Source organism: Neobacillus niacini, from assembly GCF_046591715.1.
GTDB lineage: Bacteria > Bacillota > Bacilli > Bacillales > Cytobacillaceae > Neobacillus > Neobacillus niacini_L.
Genome location: NZ_JAWVNQ010000022.1, coordinates 1 through 17,943, shown reverse-complemented (window position 1 = coordinate 17,943; position 17,943 = coordinate 1). Strand labels below are relative to the sequence as shown.

Here is a 17,943-nt window from a genome sequence, read left to right as displayed (position 1 = left end):
TACCACGGTAAATCAGCAGTTTGGGCTTCATGAACCCTTCATGAGACCCATAATCCACGGTCAATCAGCAGTCTGGGCTTCATGAACCTTTCATGAGACCCGTACTCCACGGTCAATCAGCAGTTTGGGCTTCATGAACCCAAAAATTTTCATAACACTTTTCACAAGTATATTGATTGACTTTATGAAAAAGTGGGTGTAGAGTGAAAATTGAAATTAATAGGAACGACCACTAGGGGAGCCGATTATGGCTGAGACAAGAGTTATCTTGGACCCTTTGAACCTGATCTAGTTCATACTAGCGTAGGGAAGTGGAGTCTGTGTTTGGATAAATTATTATTCAGCCGCTCCATTCTCTGGGGCGGCTTTTTCGTGTTTGGAATTTCATCGCTCCTCTAGTGTCATCTTATTAAACCATTAAGGAGGAAAAAAATGATGAATTTTTCAGCAGAATTAAGAAAAGAAGCAGATCCAATCTTTCAAGCAATTTTTGAACATCCTTTTGTTCAGGGAATTGCCAATGGGGAATTAAAAAGTGAGCAATTGATTCATTATGTAAAACAAGACTTTGAATATTTGAATTCTTTTATGCGAATCTATGGAATCGCGGTTTCTAAATGTGAAAGTCGTGAAGACATGGAGATGTTTAATAAGCAGATTTCTTTTGTCCTAAACAGTGAGGTCCACCCTCATAATAACTTTTGTCAAGTAGCTGGTGTGCCTTACGAGGAATTACATGGATTTCCATTATCTCCATCAGCCCATCAATATATCCGTCATATGCTAACTGTTGCGCACGAAGGAACATTAGGGGAAATCTTAGCGGTATTATTGCCTTGTCCGTGGACATATTGGGAAATTGGGAAGAAATTATTAAATGATGTAAATCCAGATCACTCACATCCTTTTTACGATTGGATTAGTTTTTATGGTAATATTACCGATTCGATTACCATTAAATTTTGTAATCGCTTGGATGAGTGGGCAAAGGGAGCAAGCGATAAAGAAAAGGAAAAGATGAAGGAACATTTCTTACTCAGTTGTCAGCTTGAATATATGTTTTGGGATATGGCCTATAAACTCGAAGAATGGCCAGTAAGAGTTAAATAGAATTAGAGGAATTCTCTACAAAAGAAACATACGACAAGAGGAGGAACTGTAATGAATTGCATCGATTTAGGATCAATTTTACAAAGAGTAAGAGATGAAAATCCGCTAGTACATAATATTACCAATGTGGTAGTCACCAATTTTACCGCAAATGGACTTTTATCCCTTGGGGCATCACCCGTGATGGCTTATGCCCCTGAAGAGGTAGGTGACATGGTCAGAATATCACGTGCCCTCGTTCTCAACATTGGGACATTAAACAGGGAAGTGGTCGACTCCATGATTTTGGCTGGAAAAAGAGCTAATGATCTTGGAATACCGGTCATATTTGATCCCGTTGGTGCCGGTGCGACTCCCTTCAGAACAGAAATGGCACAAAAAATTATCGGCGAAGTTAAGATTTCTATTCTTCGCGGAAATGCTCCTGAAGTTGCCAATGTGCTCGGGGAGACGTGGGAAATCAAGGGTGTTGATGCTGGTGAACAACAAGGAAATAGCATGGAATTGGCAATAACCGCAGCTCGTAAACTCAATACCATTGTGGTGATTACCGGGAAAGATGATGTGCTGACAGATGGAGAGACGACCTATTTAGTTTCAAATGGACATCCACTGTTAACGAAAGTAACGGGAACTGGCTGCCTGTTAACCTCTGTAATCGGAGCATATGCAGGGGTGGAAAAGAACCTTTTACTCGCAGGATTATCTGCACTGACCTTCTTTGGCATTGCAGCGGAAAAAGCATATGAAAATGCAGGCAATTCTGGCCCAGGAAGTTTCCAAATCGAATTCTTAAATCAACTAGCTCTTGTTTCTCCAGAAGATATCCAAAAATTAGCTTCATTCACACAAGTTTAAGGAGTGAACACCATGAAAAAAGCATTAAGTATTGCCGGTTCAGACAGCGGCGGTGGTGCAGGAATACAGGCTGATTTAAAAACGTTTCAGGAATTAGAGGTATTCGGCATGTCAGCACTGACCGCGGTTACCGCTCAAAATACATTAGGCGTTCAAGCAGTATTTCCGATGACAGCTGAAGCGGTGAGCAAACAAATGCAATCGATTGGCGAAGATATCGGCGCCGACGCCCTAAAAACAGGAATGCTGTTTAATGCAGAAATTATCCAAGCAGTATCAGAGCAAATAAAACACTACAAATGGGAAAATGTTGTGGTCGACCCGGTTATGATCGCAAAAGGTGGAGCATCCTTGCTCCAAATCGAAGCTATATCTGCGATGAAACAATATTTATTACCCCTGGCAATGGTGATAACACCGAATATTCCCGAAGCAGAGGTTTTGACGGGGATGACTATTCGAAGTGATGAAGATAAAAGGGAAGCAGCAAAACGACTTTTTGCTCTTGGTGTAAAGAATATAGTCGTAAAAGGCGGGCATGATGAGGATCAAAATGAATCAGTGGATTTATTGTATGATGGGAACGCGTTTACTACTTTTTCGAGTAGAAGAGTACAGACAAAGAACACCCACGGAACAGGATGTACGTTTTCAGCGGCCATTACAGCAGAACTCGCGAAGGGGTTACCTGTGAATGAGGCGGTTTCAAGGGCAAAGAATTTTATCCAGGCAGCAATTGAAGAACAACTCCAGATTGGTCAAGGACATGGTCCAACCAATCATTGGGCATATCGAAATAGGAAAGACAGGTGAGCATGATGACCATGCGCAATAATGAGAGACTGAGAGATTTATTGAAGGTCTATTTTATTATGGGCAGTCCGAACTGTATGGAAGATCCTGTTCAGGTATTAAAAGATGCCATTGAAGGTGGAATAACTCTTTTCCAATTCCGTGAGAAGGGAGCGGGAGCGTTTACGGGGGATAAAAAGGCTGTTCTCGCCAAAGAACTCCAAAACATTTGTCAAGAGTATCACATTCCTTTCATTGTTAATGATGATATCGAGTTAGCGATTGCCCTCAATGCAGACGGCGTTCATATTGGGCAGGAGGATGAATCTGTCGAGGAAGTTAGAAGGAAGTTGGGGGATAAAATCATTGGTGTCTCTGTACATAGTTATGAGGAGGCCATGGCTGCTTTGGCAGGGGGGGCCGATTATTTTGGGATCGGACCGATTTTTCCTACAGCGACGAAAGAAGATGCAAAACCCTCTAATGGAACAAAGCTTATTGAAGAATTGCGGGATCATGGAGTAAGTATTCCAATTGTTGGTATAGGCGGAATCAGTGCAGCAAATGCTGAAACAGTTATTCAGGCTGGGGCTGATGGTGTTTCGGTGATTACCGCGATTAGCCATGCCACATCAGTTAGAGAGGCTGCTAAAGCTTTGAGAAAAAGTGTCTTCAAAGATGAAAAACTCTTATTTTAGTGCCTTTGGTTAAATTGCGAGGGGGATTTTATGAGAAAAACGCATAAGCTCACGTTGACGGCCATGATTGTCGCAATAGGAACACTCACAAGTAATCTATTATTTATTCCGATTGGTGTTACAAAGGTATTTCCGATTCAGCATTTCTTGAATGTGTTATCTGCGGTAGTTTTAGGTCCGTTTTATGCAGTTGCACAGGCTTTATGTGTTTCCATCCTACGGAATATTATGGGGACGGGTTCGGTATTTGCGTTTCCAGGAAGTATGGTGGGCGCATTGTTGGCTGGACTGCTATTTATGAAAACGAAAAAAATCTATATGGCGTTTACAGGTGAAGTGATTGGAACCGGTATTATTGGGGCAATTCTATGCTATCCGATCGCGACCCTCCTGCTTGGTCAAAAAGCAGCGCTCTTTGGATTTATCCCTTTATTTATTTTTAGCTCGATTGCGGGTGCGTTAATTGGCGCCATCATCCTCTCAATCTTTGTAAAGAATAAAGTCGCCTCGATCCATTTTTAAATTGGAACAAAGTTGTCACTATCTAGATACCACAACTAAAAATATTAGACGTATAATGATAGTGAAGATAAAGTTTTTATTCTTGAGAGGATGAGGCAAATGTTAACGGATTATTCAAGAATCGTAGTTGCATATGACCATTCCGATTTAAGCAAAAAAGCTCTGAAAATGGCCATGAATCTGGCAAAACAAGATAAACAAATTGAAATATTAGTATTAATGGTCCTGCAGCCGGCAAGGCCAATCGTTTACTCCTATGGTTATGCATTTGAATCAATCCAGGAATCGCAGCGTGAAGAAATAAATGCTATCCGTAAAGAAGTTGAGGAAGAATTACAATCACTGCCGAATAAAACCAGATCAGTAGTCGTAGAAGGTAATCCAGGAGTCATGATTGTGGAGTATGTAAAGAAAAATGATTGTGATCTTGTCGTAATGGGGAGCAGAGGATTAAGCGGACTGAAGGAATTATTCCTAGGAAGCGTCAGTCATTATGTTGTACAGAAGGCACCATGTCCAGTGTTTATTGTTAAATAGATAAATAGAATAACCGATGAGGACTAGTCCGTTGTCGGGTACTATATTTTAATTGAAACAAGAATTGACGTATGAATTGGCATACGTCTTTTTCTTATTTTATTACAAAATCATAATTATCCGCTGGGGGGCTATGGTTAAGTATCCGATATCTATTAAATAGAAGGAAAATTTCCACTTATTTAGAAAATAGCGGTGAAATTAACCTCAATAGACGGAGAGATTCCGCCTATTGTCTAAAAAAACGTGAAAACAATCAAGTTTGCTTTGAATAACCGGAAAGCCTCCGCTTATATACCCCGAAACGAGCAGCTTTTTCAATATAACCGGAAAAGCTCCGCTTATTTTTATGCCAATATGCCAACAAAGGTACCTTACAACTCTTTTTCTATAAGCTTATCTTTTTAAGTACCGAAGGAATAAAACCCTCATAGCTTTCAAGGTGAAAATCTGCTTCAATGTTTTGGTTTTGAAAGGCCACAGTTTTAATGCCTAATTTTCTTGCCGGTTGTAAATCCAATTCTCGATCCCCAACAACTAAATCAATTTGATATTTTTCCATTACAAATTCGTATGAAGAAGGGTGGGGTTTCCTGTCAAATCCTTGTTCTTCAACCGAAACTATTTCTTTAAAATAGTGAGTTAAATGATATTTCTCAAGAAGATACATCGTAGATTCCATATCACGGTGGGTCACAATGATATTGTTATCAACAGCTGATAACACTTCCTCTAGATGCTCAAATGGCTTACTGAAATCTTTTGAGTACTTTTTATCAATAAGTTTATATTCTGCGCGTTTATCCATGCCAATCCCATAGTGTTTAAAAGCGGTTAAGGAATCAACCTTCAGCCATTTTAACACCTCTACAGGATCAAGCTCTTGCTGACTTAATTCAATAAACCCTTCAACCAATGCTGGATATGTATCAAAAAGCGTTCCATCAAAATCCCATAATATGTTCAAATGTATCCCTCGTTTCAATTGTTTAATCCATACACTTTCAAAAATATTACTTTATCATGATTTTATTGATAATTCCAATGAACTATCTCTATTAAAATAGATTAAACTGCTTTAAAGATTTATTATTTATGTGTAAGATTGTTAAGTATAGAGAAAATTCAAAATACGAAAAGAAGTTCATAAAGGGAAGTGTACATATAATGCTCAAAATCTGGAATATTGAGAACATCATTGAAGAGACATTAACTAAGCACCAGTTAAACATTAATTATGAAATTAATAATAAATTACCAGTGCCGATGAGTTATAACGTATCTACCAATACGATCAAATTTAATTACCTTCAAGTTAACGGTTATATTAGCAAAATTAGATTGAAAGAGACAGAAGAAAATCTTGTGAAAATCATTCTCTATCATGTACTTGGCTATTACTTGGATTTTAAGAAAAATAAACATGATTTAAAGACTCTTAAGTATGGGGAAGATTATGAAATTGCACAATTAAAAACTCTAATTGAAAAGAATGCTTGGATATTTGGGAGAACATTGGTTCCCGATGTCCTCCTTCAGTCATATGACCAAGTGAGAGAACTAGATAAAGAATTAGTAAATGGTCAGTTAACCAACAATTAATATTTAATAGAGTTATGATTTATTGGAAAATACAAAAATAGAGGGGGTTTTATCGTGAATCAGTTCCCAACGCTAACGAAAATTTCTGAGGACATTTACCAGCTGGTCGTCCGCTATCCATTTGGAATGTATGAAATGAACAGCTTCTTGTTTCAAGGAGACAACGGTTTTACTATTGTGGATACGGGAAGTAAGGCAAAAGAATCGATTGAAATTTGGGAGAAAACAATATCTTCAGGAATCAAAGTTGAGAAATTGGTGTTAACCCATGCGCATCCTGATCATATTGGACTCGCTAAATGGTTTCAAGAAAACTATCATGTTCCTGTCTATCTTTCAAGTTTAGGGTATAAGGAAATTCAGAGGAAACGAAATCATGATAATGGAGATTGGATCCAGAACTTATTTAAGACACATGGCGGCCCTGAAATTTCCCTGAATAAGGTGGATTTAGAAGAAGATGCCTATGAATTTGAACCAGATGGACTTTTTGAGAACCACGAAACTATCAAGCTTGGGAACGAATGGTATGAAACCATTTTGACACCGGGGCATTCTTCGGATCATTTCTGTTTTTATAATCAAAACCAACAGGTAATGATAACAGGAGATCATGTATTAGCCGGTCTTGCTCCCATCATTGGTGTTTGGTCAGAAAGTGATCGTAATCCAATACAAGAAAATTTTGACTCATTGGAAAAATTAAAAGATCATCCTACAAAACTAGCGCTCCCAGGTCATGGGGAACTTATATACAATTTAAATGAGCGGATAGACGAAATGATTACAGGTCACAAACATCGCTTGCAGCAGATCGTAAAATTTGTGGGCAGCGAAGAGAAAACTTCGTGGCAGGTGTGTCAGGAAATATACGGTCCACTGTCTGATACCAAATTTTTTGCTCCATTTTTGGCCACTATTACTCGACTCATTTACCTTGAAAAGAATGGGGATGTACATGGTGAGCTGAGGGATGGGAAATGGTTATTTCGTTCCATTGTCAATGAATGATAAATAATTCGAAATGAATAGCAGTTAATAACAATCTTATGTCAACTGCATTGAAATCCATCTGTGAAACTTGCCCACAGATGGATTTTTTATGGGAAAAATTCATTTGTTAATCCAATGATTCTCCTTAGGTCCAAAGCACTTCCTCAATCTAAAAGGATCTTCAAATCAAAATATAGGCTTTTGTATAAGTAGCAATACCCAGCTAATGTACATATTTTGTTGGGGAAGGTTTTATAAAACAGGGTATTTATCTATTTTTTAGGATGTACTTTCTCATTTGAAGTTGCTGCTGCCCTTGTTAAATATATAGGAGGTATTGAAAATGAATGATTTCCATAGTCAGCTGCAGGGGCTAAACCTTGGAGATTTCCAAGCGACCCAGGCAGTTCCATATGACCAAACCCATTACTATAGTGATCAGGATCGAATTTTCTTAGGTGTTGGTGGTTTTGGCCGTTGTTCCAGCTGTTTTAGCTGCTTTAGCTGTTTTAACTGTTTCAATTGCTTTAGCTGTTTTAACTGCTTTAATTGCGGAGGTCATCGCTGCGGAGGGCATCGCTGCGGCGGACATAATTGCGGAGGCGGACATCGCTGCGGCGGTGGCGGGCATCGTTGTGGCGGCGGTCACCGGTAAGGAGGTCGAAGCGTTTTCGCTTAATAACGAAAACCCAAGCTGCATCTTAAATAGGAGAAGAGCCCCTGCAATTGTAGGGGCTCTTCTCTACAACAATTAACATAAGGGACAAATTAAGATACATAGGATGATAGTGATGATATATAAGAAGCAGCTTAGGCTAAGGAGGAAACCAATGACGAAGATGAACCCTTCTATGCGTCTGAAAGTGAAAAGGGACACGTTTTTTCTCCCTGAACCAAACAGAGGTGTGTTTTTTCGGAACAATGTAAGCTCGTTTCGTATGGAAGGAAGTATGATTGATCAATGGCTTGAAAAGCTGATACCCATGTTTAATGGTGAGTACACCTTGGAGTATTTGACTAACGGTTTGCCGGCAGCTTATCGAGATAGAGTGTTTGAAATTGCAGAAGCACTTTATCAAAATGGGTTTGTTACAGATGTAAGCCAAGATCGTCATCATCAATTGAATGAACAGGTGCTAAAAAAGTATGCTTCTCAAATTGAGTTTGTTAATAATTTGCTTGATTCGGGTGCGTTCCGTTTTCAGAACTATCGTCAAGCGAAAGTGTTAACAGTAGGCTCTGGTCCTTTTTTTGTTTCATTGGTTGCAGCGTTATTGAATTCCGGATTGCCCAAGTTCCACATGCTGATTACAGACAGTGTTCAAACCAATAGACAACGGTTGGTGGAACTTGAGGCACATGCCCGTAAATCAGACGCTGAAGTGGAAATAGATGAGGTCGCACTACAAAAGCAGGGGGAAAGTTCTTGGGAAGAAATAGTAAAACCATTTGATTATATATTATATGTGTCTGAAAAAGGCGATGTGGAGGAACTGCGACTTCTACATAGAGCTTGCAGGGAAGAGAAGAAAGTGTTTCTGCCTGCTATTTGTTTAGATCAGGCGGGTTTAGCGGGACCAATTGTACATCCAGAATCTGAGGCTGACTGGGAGTCTTTATTGCGTCGTATTCACAAGTCTGCTCTTATTAAAGAGCAAATCTCTACTTCTATTTCTTCCACTCCTTTAGCAATGTTGTCAAATGTAATCACTTTTGAACTCTTTAAAAACGTTACCGGTGTGTCTGAAAAGGAACAAAAGAATCAATTCTTTCTTCTTGATCTAGAAACGTTAGAAGGAAACTGGCATTCGTTCTTGCCTCATCCATTCGTGACAGGACAAACATCGGTTAGATTGGTTGAAGATATAAATATTCGACTAACAGAAGAAAGAGAAAGTACAGATCCTGGAAAGTTACTCCTTTCCTTCAGCGGGTTGACATCAAGAGTAACTGGAATTTTTCATCTTTGGGAAGAGCGTGAATTAAAGCAGCTGCCTTTGGCACAGTGTGCAGTTCAGGCAGTGAATCCAATGGCAGATGGACCTGCTGAATTTTTGGGTGAGATTGTCTGTGCAGGTATGACACATAAGGAGGCAAGAAGGGAAGCTGGTTTGTCCGGTATTGAAGCGTATGGATCACAACTAGCCCGTACACTTGACCTGCCTCAAGAAGTGAAGATTGGAGCAGGTGAGACCTTTACAGAAGGGATTTGCCGAGGATTACAAAATTACTTGCACGAGGAATTGATTAAACAAGGCCTTGAACGTGAGTATTCCGTAATCCCGGTTCAGTTAAGTACGATAGAAGATGAGCGCTGTCGCTTTTATTTACAATCACTGCGGACATTGCGGGGAGATCCAATTATAGCCGTTGGCGGGGAAGTGTCTGGATTCCCAGTTGTGTGGATTGGTACCACTGATGGATGGTTTGGCAGTGTCGATTTGAATGTAACAATGGCATTACGAAATGCCTTGCAGCAGGCGATTATCAATGCCCAAAATGAAGAAGCTTTTGATATGGCACGATCCTTGGAGGTTTCGTCCATGATTCTGGATGAAAAAGAGCCGCTAAGCATTGACATACCTGCCTGCGGAGAGGGAATACAACCCGAAAACCTTCAGAAAGCTTTAGAAATCTTGGAAGTGAACGGTAAGCAGTTGTTTGTATATGAACTAGAATTAGAACCAATTTTGAAAGAGGAATTGGCAGGGGTATTTGGGGTATTGGTCCAAGAGGAGGGATTAACGTGAGTGCTGTCATATTGGTAGTAGGAGAAGGGCATCTGGCAGACCACGTGTGTGAAGAACTTTCGTCTCAATACCTGGTATTTCGCCAAACCGATTTGAGTGCCTTCATACCAGTAGGAATTGATTTGGCATTGGTTTTACATGATAACTGGAATCCATCTGTTCATCTTAAAGCAGAAGAGATGTTTCAGCGAACCAATACACCCTGGCTGAGAGGATTTGTTTCTTTCGGAGAGGGGGTAATCGGACCGTTTGTTCGCCCGGGTACAGCTGGGTGTTCGCAATGTGCGGATATGAGGCGTCATATGTCCGGGCACGACCGGAAAGAGATGTGGGAAATACAAAAGAGGTTAGAGTTAACAGGAGCGATGCACCAGGAGGCTTGGGCAGCACGAACGAGTCTTTTACACTTGACGCACCTAGTCGTAGCAGAGCTCCAAAGAATTTTACAGAACAATTTAGACCAATCTGAAGGAAAAGTATGTTTTATCAATCTAAAAACCTTGAAGAGTTCTTATCACAGGTTTCTTCCCGTCGCATTGTGTCAAGTTTGTAGTCAATTACCCGATGATTCAAAAGAAAGGGCTGCAATCACCTTAAAGCAAAGTCCGAAAGTTACGAGCGACAGTTATCGTACCACTTCTTTAGATGACCTAAATAAAGTTCTCGTTAAAGACTATCTGGATGATCGAACTGGGCTTTTGAATGATAAAATGGTTAACCTCGTGCACACATTTGCTGATGTAAGTGTTAATTTGCCTTTGTTCGAGGGGGATGAGCGGACAGCTGGCCGGACGAACTCATTTGCTGTTAGTGAATTAACGGCTATTTTGGAGGGGTTAGAGCGGTACTGTGGACTAGAGCCCCGTGGAAAACGAACGGTGGTCCATGACAGATATAACCATTTGAAACATCAAGCACTCAATCCGCTTCAGGTGGGTGTTCACGCAAAAGAACAATATGAGAGACCCGGTTTTCCATTTTCACCATTTGATCCAGATAACCCGATTGATTGGGTGTGGGGATATTCATTTTTACAAGAGCGGCCTATCTTAGTTCCAGAGTTACTCGCCTATTACAGTTTGGGTGACGGTTCACGAGGATTTGTCTATGAAACTTCTAATGGATGTGCCTTAGGCGGAAGTCTAGAAGAGGCCATTTTATACGGCATTTTAGAAGTAGTGGAACGCGATTCGTTCTTGATGACTTGGTACGCAGAAATGTCCCTTCCGCGTCTAGACCCAGCCACGATTGAAGACCAAGAGCTTCAATTAATGATTGAACGGATGCGTGCAGTTGCAAAATATGATCTATATTTATATAACTCTACCATGGAGCATAGAATTCCAAGTATTTTGGCCATTGCGAAAAACAGAAAGGAAAAAGGAATGAATCTTATCTGTGCAGCAGGTTCTCATATAGATCCTGTTCGAGCAGTGAAAACAGCTGTTCACGAGTTAGCTGGTATGATGCTGTCGTTGGATGAGAAATTAGAGGAAAACCGCGAGGAGTATGTGCGGATGCTGCATGATTCTGACCTAGTGCAGCAAATGGATGATCATGGAATGCTGTATGGTTTGCGTGAAGCAGAGGAGCGCCTCTATTTCTTGCTTGACGATCGTCGTCCATTGCGATCTTTTGAGGAGGAATTCAAGTGGAAGTCAACAAATTTAGATCTTACAGATGACCTAGAGGATATCCTTCGAGAGTTTCGCAGGTTAAATCTCGACGTGATTGTGGTTGACCAGACGACGCCGGAAACGTCACGCAACGGACTGCATTGTGTAAAAGTACTAATTCCGGGGATGCTGCCGATGACATTTGGACATCACCTTACACGCATTACAGGGCTAGAGAGGGTATTTAGGGTTCCAATGGAACTTGGATATGTGAAAGAACCGCTAAAAGCACAGCAGCTTAATCCACATCCTCATCCGTTTCCATAAGCGTATCACTAGGGGGATAAGAGTATGAATCTAGATGAGTTTCTGTACAATTTGCATTTTGATATAGAGAAGGCAAGCATACCCAATTGGGAAGTGGATTGGGAGGATAAACCACTTCCCTATAAACTATACCGTGACTTGCATGCTGTACCTTTATCTTTAGACGTACCACTGACACTAAAAGAACAAAAGCAGCCCGCCAGACCTGACCTATGTAATATGGGTCATTTTCTTTGGTATGTTTATGGTCTTACGCAAATTAGCCAATCTGTTTTTAGCATGGATTCTTCCAGCCATTCAGACCTGATGCAATCGTACAGAAGGTTTGCTCCTTCAGGTGGGGCACTGTATCCAAACGAATTATACGTGTATTTAAAAATCGAGGATTTACCAGTTGGAGTGTACCATTATGATGCTGCACATCATCGCTTAATATTGCTGCGTGAAGGTAATTTTGATTCCTATATTGCCAGGGCTCTTGGCAATCGTTGTGACATTTCTTCATGTTTTGGGACGGTTTTTGTATCGACCATGTTTTGGAAAAACTTTTTTAAATACAATAATTTTGCATGCCGGCTGCAGGGATTGGATGCAGGTGTGTTAATGGGACAGTTGTTGGAGGTATCAAAAGTGTTTGGCTTCGAAACGGGGGTATACTTCCAATTTCTTGATTCCGCTATGAATCATTTACTTGGGCTATCGGAAGAAGAGGAGACCGTCTATTCAGTCATCCCTTTATCGGTTGAACCTACCATATGGACAGCACACGGGAGTGACAGCGAAAGGATCGTTTCTGCAGAAGAGCTGTGCCGAGAATTAACACAGATTCAACCAAATCACTTCGTCCGATCACAGAGGATTAAAGAATATCCGATGTTAATCAAGTTAAATGAAGCGTCCATGCTGGATTCTACAACTTTGTTTCCAATGATACAGCCAGAAGAGAATGGAAATGGTGAGGGTCAAATAGCAGCTCTTCCTTATTTGGGAAGGATGCAGTATGATTTGGGGTCCGTTTGTCGAAGCCGCTTTTCTCCAGATATGGATTTCACATTGGGGAAGGTAAGTCAACTAGAGTTGGCAAATTTGTTACACGAGGCAGCGGAATCCTTTTTATATCGAAATGATTTGGATTCTAGTCATCAAAAGCCCGAGCCACGTGTCACACTTAATCTCTGTTTGTATAATGTTGAAGGAATTGCGAACGGTGCATACCAGTATGACAGCACTGCTCATGCATTACAACTGGTGCAGCTGGGAGATCATCGACTCCTGCTGCAATCTGGGATGTCATTGAATAATGTAAATTTGCTACAAGTACCAATTTGTATCCATGTTAACGGAGTAAAGAATTACTATAAAAACGAACTTGGGTATAGAGGATACCGCATCCAACAAATGGAGGCAGGAATGCTCGTGCAACGATTACTTTTAGCGGCAGGAGCCAGCGGAATGGGTGGACACCCACTCCTCGGATATGACTCGAAACTGTGTGATGAAATTTACAAGTTGAACCAAAAAGGAACCAGCTTAATCCAAATTCCAATCGGTCATTATCGGCATCGCCCTTGGTTATTGGGAGGTTTGCGGTGTTAAAAGCAGTAAAAGGAGGGTAATCAAAAAATTACCCTCCTTTCGTTTGCTCTCCTAGGGAGAATCCCTAGGGCATCAATTATTTAATCCATACCCAGGAGCCAACCCAGGCAATTTTTTTCATTACCACCATTTCCACCATTTCTTTTGCTGGGATGCTGCGATTTGCTGCCGTGTTTCTTCCAGCATCATCTTGCTATTTTCTGTAATCACTTTCTCAGACCGTTCTACATACTTAACTATTTGATTGATCTTATCTTCAAGATAGGCCTCTCGTACGGCTTTCTCCTTCAGAAGTTTGATTAAATCCATATTGATGCGCTCCAAATGTTCCATTCTTTCCAACAAATCATCAAGATCATGATTCTGTATTATTTCTTGATTGGGTGGGTTTGTTTGTAAATTTACTTCTTCTTTCGTGATACTACTTTCATTCTCTTCAGAATTCCATTTCATGACACCTTGTGCGGAAAGCTCCAGCGTCATACCCTCTTGACCCGTGAATTCAATAAATTTACGTAGCGCGCAAACATCCTTCTCAAAATACCCTCTGTGGCCTCTATGATTACGGTGAATCTGATATCCGTGTCCTTCTAATAGAGTGGCATACTTTCGTAATGTATGGCTATCGATGCCAAGCAATTCTTGTACTTGACTTGGTGAAAAAGTTTTCGACAAATCAATACACCTCCGCTATTAGACATTTATATGTAAGTATCCTTGCAAGATATAGCCATTATACCAAGATATTTTTAATAAATTGTCGAACCAGCAGATAGTAAAGAATTTGTAATTAGACTGTTAAATTTCCTTAATAAAACAAATAAAAAAATTTTCTTTCTATTTAATTTTTCGTGATTTATATCACATCGGGAAGGGATGAAATTCAATTACAATAAACCTAAGTTAATAACAATAACAAAGGGGGAAATAAAATGTTTCTTACTTGGTTGATGTGTATCAGTTATTTCATTGGTTCCTATTATATTACCGTGGTTATTTTTGACCGCCTTAAAGAGAAAGATCAAGAAGATTTAGCTCTATTAGATTCTCAATTACAAAACATAGCTGTGAATCATACAAACCCTATGAAACAAGCCGTTTAAATTGCAAAATACTATATTAAAAGCCAAAAGGCATCTGATCTATTCAGGTGCTTTTTGGCTTTTCTCATAGAGATAAGAAAACGTTTTTACTATTACTAACGTATTAACTACCAGGTATGCTATTATTAATAATTGAAATCATGAGAATGGAGAGGTTGACACTTGCAAATACATTCCTTAATTGCCAACAATATTAATAAATTAGATGCCTCCATACCCATAGATCAGTCATTGGGAATTGCAGGGTTATCTGGCTCAGGTAAAACAACTTTTTGCCAAACCATCGGGGAGGAATCTAAGAAGCGTCTTGTTTCCTTATTGCCAAAGGCTGAATATCAATACTTGTTTTCTTCTATTATGGAGACGAACTTTAGTGCAATCAAGATGGAGGACATGCCGTTAGTCCTTTTCCTCGGTAAATCATCAATATCAACTAATCCACGTTCCACGATTGGAACACATACAGGTGTTTTTAAAGAAATACGCGAAACTATTGCGGAAAAATATCATCTTTCTCCAGAAGTTTTTTCTTTTAATAATGCATTAGGCTGGTGTCCAGATTGTAAGGGGCGCGGAACGACCAAGAATGTTGAATGTCCAAAGTGTAAGGGCCAGCGTTACAACCAAGAAGTTGAGCAATATAAGCTTGAATTATTCGGGAAGCACCATAGTATTTCCGACATCAACAACTTAAGTGTTGAATCTATTCTATCATTAGCTGAAGATCTACATCTAAGTGAAGGTAAAATACATATTCTCAAAAATATTGCCAATATGAATATTGGCTACTTATCGTTAAACCGGATTATGGGTACTCTGTCTGGAGGGGAAATTACACGCCTTTATCTGGCAGAATTCATGGCTGCAAGCGAAAATACCGTCATTATTATTGATGAAATTTCTGTGGGCCTTGATCACGAAACATTACTGAAAATATTGGAGCAAATAAGACAATTAGGCTTTAAAAATCAAATCTGGCTGATTGACCATTCTGACACCGTGCTTGATGTGAGTGAACAGCAATTGTTTTTTGGTCCAGGCAGCGGTAAATACGGCGGTAAAATTGTAGAAGAATCTCCGCGGCCACAACCTATTCAATGGGAACGAAATCATTCTGTGCCAACAGAATATTACCAATTTAAAGATCTTTACTTTCGTAATATCCAAATGGCTGAAATTCAGATTCCGAAAAATAGACTTGTCACATTTACGGGTGAGTCCGGCAGTGGTAAATCGACGCTTGTGAATGAATGTATCGCGAAGGATTTTACTAAGCGCTATCCAAAAGACAAATTAGTGATTGTAGGGCAGGATCGTAATCAATCGATTACCAGCCGGTCAACGGTTGCGACTTTTCTTGATATAAAAAGGAAACTAACAAAATATAGTGAGGATATTGATGATATCTTTCAACGCTCGATTGAAGATATTATAGATGAACTGCCGAACGAAGATATCGCTCATAAACGCTTAAGTCTATTAATTAAGCTTGGTCTTGGTTATTTGACATTAGAAAGAAAGACTCAAACTTTATCAACAGGTGAATTTCAATGCGTGCATTTAGTGTCGGAACTATTTGCTAACAGTAGAAATCCTCATACGTTATTTATTTTCGATGAGCCGTCAAAAGGGCTTTCCCAAAACATTTTAAACCAATTTATCGACAGTATCAGGGTCATTCTAGAGGATGAATCTGTCTCTATGATGATGATTGAACACAATGCCTATATGCTCGATAGCTCGGACTATATAGTTGATTTTGGAAAAAGACAGGTAGAACCCGTTCGTCATCTTGATGTGTTAAGTCATGATGATTATTATCGTCAAAAGTCTAGTGAGATTCATGCTGCACCATTGCAAATTTCATCAGCTCTCAATTTGCAAAAGGGCATTAACTACCTAGCTGAAAACCATATTGGTTATTTTAAAAATGCCGAAAATGTTTATAAAGGCGGTATTTTAAAAAGCTTATCCTCAATGGCCCGTTTGATTTATGGTGAGTACGAAACAGACACCATAGCACCTGTTATCGCTATAGACCTTGAAAGACACTTGTTTAGCCAATATAGCTTTCTTTTCGAAATTGGCGGTTTGATTAATCACATCATTGCTTCTCATCCTGCTAATAAAGATACAAGAAGCTTTGATTTTTATCATCAAGATAATCATTGTCCATGCTGTTCGGGCCGACGGGAAATTGAAAAGTTCGATATTGATGTTGTCATCCAGGATAAGACCGTACCTTTCTGGGATGGATTATTACATACAGATGTAATGGAAGTATTAAAATGGTACCAATATCCAAAATTGCAGTTCCTGTTTGATGAGATCAAGAATGAGCTTGGTCAGGATATTAGTAAGAGCTTTAATGAGATGACAGAAGCAGAAAAACACACATTTTTATATGGGTATTGGGATAAATCCTTTTACGATAAAGCAGGCAAGACGCAAAGAACCTGGGAAGGCTTTAATCTCATCATTGGCCGGTATATGTTTATTTCGAAATCCATTATTAAAGAGAAGATGAAGGAATCGAAAGAGATGATTACCTGTCCAATCTGTGAAGGAACCGTACTTAAGCATCGTAAGAAATTAAAATTTGGCGAGAAGGATATTCGTGAGATTATTCATATGCCTCTTAGTCAAGCAATCGAAACAGTAGGGAAGCTGCCAGAACTAGAAAAGCTTAAAGATATTGTTGGTGGAGATATGGTGCTCACCGATGATGTCTCATCACTGCCTCGGGAAACGCAAGTTGCACTGAAGCTGTTTGAATTAGAACTGGCAAGTTTTACAGGCTATGAGGTGGTTTTACAAAATGCCTTGCCATTCTGGGACAAAATTAGAAACAATATCGAAGTGATTAGCAGCAAAAATCTCGTAACCATTTGTGATTTTGCCGATATTACCGAAACCAGAGAAACCATTATAGATAAATATTTCACCAACGGAAAATACAAGAAACTCACATATGTCTACGAGGCATTTGGTTACAAAAAAATTGTTACCCAAATTAATAAAATAAAAGCAGCCAATAAATGTCCATTCTGTAATGGGAAGAAGGTCATCTCCGAGGATAATCTCCATGATGGAGTCCACAAATTATCTGTTCCATGTGTAAGCTGTCATGCGAGCGGGATCAATGACGATGGCCGGAAAGAAATAGTCGAAGGGATCGATGTTCAAACATGGCTCACAGGAACAGTCAGGGATGTTGTTCCCGAAAACTTACTGACTGAAGAAGTGGGTGACATTCCTATTTTCAACCGGATTCGCGAGCTGAATAAACGAGATATGATGGCCGTTTACCAAGCGCTAGAGCAAAATAATTAAAGAATCATGGAAAAACTCATTTGCACTTTGAGGCAAATGAGTTGTTTCCAATGGTTCTGTTAAAACTTAATGTCGATTTCACTGTGCTTGGAAAATAAGCGGAGGA

At 39.7% G+C, this 17,943-nt stretch carries 16 protein-coding genes and 1 riboswitch; of the genes, 14 read left to right on the top strand and 2 right to left on the bottom strand.

Annotated features, from left to right (window positions below; all coding sequences use genetic code 11):
* The first annotated feature begins 224 nt into the window (after positions 1 to 224).
* Positions 225 to 327: riboswitch (TPP riboswitch) on the top strand.
* A gap of 108 nt (positions 328 to 435) precedes the next feature.
* The 6 genes from tenA (at position 436) to SFC47_RS24425 (ending at position 4,517) form a co-directional block, all read left to right on the top strand.
* The gene (tenA, locus tag SFC47_RS24450) at positions 436 to 1,110 is read left to right on the top strand and encodes a thiaminase II (protein ID WP_411257192.1); all 675 of its coding nucleotides are present in this window, start codon (positions 436 to 438) and stop codon (positions 1,108 to 1,110) included.
* 51 nt (positions 1,111 to 1,161) lie between these two features.
* Positions 1,162 to 1,968 (top strand): hydroxyethylthiazole kinase, encoded by an 807-nt coding sequence (gene thiM, locus SFC47_RS24445; RefSeq protein ID WP_411257170.1) that lies wholly within the window; start codon positions 1,162 to 1,164, stop codon positions 1,966 to 1,968.
* A 12-nt stretch (positions 1,969 to 1,980) separates the two neighbouring features.
* A complete protein-coding gene (thiD, locus tag SFC47_RS24440) occupies positions 1,981 to 2,781 on the top strand; it encodes a bifunctional hydroxymethylpyrimidine kinase/phosphomethylpyrimidine kinase (RefSeq protein ID WP_411257169.1) in 801 nt (266 codons plus the stop codon).
* A 5-nt stretch (positions 2,782 to 2,786) separates the two neighbouring features.
* Positions 2,787 to 3,458 carry a thiamine phosphate synthase gene (gene thiE / locus SFC47_RS24435; protein ID WP_411257191.1) on the top strand — a complete coding sequence of 224 codons (672 nt, stop codon included), beginning with the start codon at positions 2,787 to 2,789 and terminating at the stop codon, positions 3,456 to 3,458.
* A 30-nt stretch (positions 3,459 to 3,488) separates the two neighbouring features.
* Positions 3,489 to 3,980, top strand: a complete 492-nt coding sequence (thiW, locus tag SFC47_RS24430) for an energy coupling factor transporter S component ThiW (protein ID WP_411257168.1) — start codon at positions 3,489 to 3,491, stop codon at positions 3,978 to 3,980.
* A gap of 99 nt (positions 3,981 to 4,079) precedes the next feature.
* Positions 4,080 to 4,517, top strand: coding sequence for a universal stress protein (locus SFC47_RS24425; RefSeq protein ID WP_411257167.1), 438 nt, complete (start codon positions 4,080 to 4,082; stop codon positions 4,515 to 4,517).
* Positions 4,518 to 4,905: 388 nt separating this feature from the next.
* Here the strand turns inward: SFC47_RS24425 and SFC47_RS24420 are convergent, their stop codons facing one another.
* Entirely contained in the window at positions 4,906 to 5,484 is a 579-nt protein-coding gene (locus SFC47_RS24420) for an HAD-IA family hydrolase (protein WP_411257166.1), read from the bottom strand.
* Positions 5,485 to 5,684: 200 nt separating this feature from the next.
* On the opposite strand from SFC47_RS24420, the gene SFC47_RS24415 reads away from it, so the two are divergent.
* The 6 genes from SFC47_RS24415 (at position 5,685) to SFC47_RS24390 (ending at position 13,401) form a co-directional block, all read left to right on the top strand.
* Complete coding sequence (locus tag SFC47_RS24415; protein ID WP_411257165.1) at positions 5,685 to 6,119, top strand: hypothetical protein; 435 nt, start codon at positions 5,685 to 5,687, stop codon at positions 6,117 to 6,119.
* 54 nt (positions 6,120 to 6,173) lie between these two features.
* Positions 6,174 to 7,130: an MBL fold metallo-hydrolase gene (locus tag SFC47_RS24410; RefSeq protein WP_411257164.1), complete on the top strand. Its 957-nt coding sequence runs from the start codon at positions 6,174 to 6,176 to the stop codon at positions 7,128 to 7,130.
* A 325-nt stretch (positions 7,131 to 7,455) separates the two neighbouring features.
* Complete coding sequence (locus SFC47_RS24405) at positions 7,456 to 7,767, top strand: heterocycloanthracin/sonorensin family bacteriocin (RefSeq protein ID WP_411257163.1); 312 nt, start codon at positions 7,456 to 7,458, stop codon at positions 7,765 to 7,767.
* Positions 7,768 to 7,942: 175 nt separating this feature from the next.
* Positions 7,943 to 9,862 carry a putative thiazole-containing bacteriocin maturation protein gene (locus tag SFC47_RS24400; protein ID WP_411257162.1) on the top strand — a complete coding sequence of 640 codons (1,920 nt, stop codon included), beginning with the start codon at positions 7,943 to 7,945 and terminating at the stop codon, positions 9,860 to 9,862.
* A complete protein-coding gene (locus SFC47_RS24395) occupies positions 9,859 to 11,805 on the top strand; it encodes a TOMM precursor leader peptide-binding protein (RefSeq protein WP_411257161.1) in 1,947 nt (648 codons plus the stop codon). The genes SFC47_RS24400 and SFC47_RS24395 overlap by 4 nt, the downstream gene beginning before the upstream one ends.
* A gap of 24 nt (positions 11,806 to 11,829) precedes the next feature.
* The gene (locus SFC47_RS24390; protein ID WP_411257160.1) at positions 11,830 to 13,401 is read left to right on the top strand and encodes a SagB family peptide dehydrogenase; all 1,572 of its coding nucleotides are present in this window, start codon (positions 11,830 to 11,832) and stop codon (positions 13,399 to 13,401) included.
* Positions 13,402 to 13,521: 120 nt separating this feature from the next.
* Here the strand turns inward: SFC47_RS24390 and SFC47_RS24385 are convergent, their stop codons facing one another.
* Positions 13,522 to 14,076, bottom strand: a complete 555-nt coding sequence (locus tag SFC47_RS24385; RefSeq protein ID WP_411257159.1) for a MerR family transcriptional regulator — start codon at positions 14,074 to 14,076, stop codon at positions 13,522 to 13,524.
* 257 nt (positions 14,077 to 14,333) lie between these two features.
* Between SFC47_RS24385 and SFC47_RS24380 the strand changes: the two genes are divergently transcribed.
* Entirely contained in the window at positions 14,334 to 14,504 is a 171-nt protein-coding gene (locus tag SFC47_RS24380) for a hypothetical protein (RefSeq protein WP_411257158.1), read from the top strand.
* A 162-nt stretch (positions 14,505 to 14,666) separates the two neighbouring features.
* Positions 14,667 to 17,837 carry an ATP-binding cassette domain-containing protein gene (locus tag SFC47_RS24375; protein ID WP_411257157.1) on the top strand — a complete coding sequence of 1,057 codons (3,171 nt, stop codon included), beginning with the start codon at positions 14,667 to 14,669 and terminating at the stop codon, positions 17,835 to 17,837.
* The last annotated feature ends 106 nt before the right edge of the window (positions 17,838 to 17,943 follow it).

Excerpts from the sequence above, each read along its gene's own strand:
- thiW (WP_411257168.1), top strand. The coding sequence starts at position 3,489 with ATGAGAAAAACGCATAAGCTCACGTTGACGGCCATGATTGTCGCAATA.
- SFC47_RS24425 (WP_411257167.1), top strand. The coding sequence starts at position 4,080 with ATGTTAACGGATTATTCAAGAATCGTAGTTGCATATGACCATTCCGAT.
- thiM (WP_411257170.1), top strand. The coding sequence starts at position 1,162 with ATGAATTGCATCGATTTAGGATCAATTTTACAAAGAGTAAGAGATGAA.
- SFC47_RS24400 (WP_411257162.1), top strand. The coding sequence starts at position 7,943 with ATGACGAAGATGAACCCTTCTATGCGTCTGAAAGTGAAAAGGGACACG.
- SFC47_RS24405 (WP_411257163.1), top strand. The coding sequence starts at position 7,456 with ATGAATGATTTCCATAGTCAGCTGCAGGGGCTAAACCTTGGAGATTTC.
- thiE (WP_411257191.1), top strand. The coding sequence starts at position 2,787 with ATGACCATGCGCAATAATGAGAGACTGAGAGATTTATTGAAGGTCTAT.
- thiD (WP_411257169.1), top strand. The coding sequence starts at position 1,981 with ATGAAAAAAGCATTAAGTATTGCCGGTTCAGACAGCGGCGGTGGTGCA.
- tenA (WP_411257192.1), top strand. The coding sequence starts at position 436 with ATGAATTTTTCAGCAGAATTAAGAAAAGAAGCAGATCCAATCTTTCAA.
- SFC47_RS24380 (WP_411257158.1), top strand. The coding sequence starts at position 14,334 with ATGTTTCTTACTTGGTTGATGTGTATCAGTTATTTCATTGGTTCCTAT.
- SFC47_RS24415 (WP_411257165.1), top strand. The coding sequence starts at position 5,685 with ATGCTCAAAATCTGGAATATTGAGAACATCATTGAAGAGACATTAACT.
- SFC47_RS24390 (WP_411257160.1), top strand. The coding sequence starts at position 11,830 with ATGAATCTAGATGAGTTTCTGTACAATTTGCATTTTGATATAGAGAAG.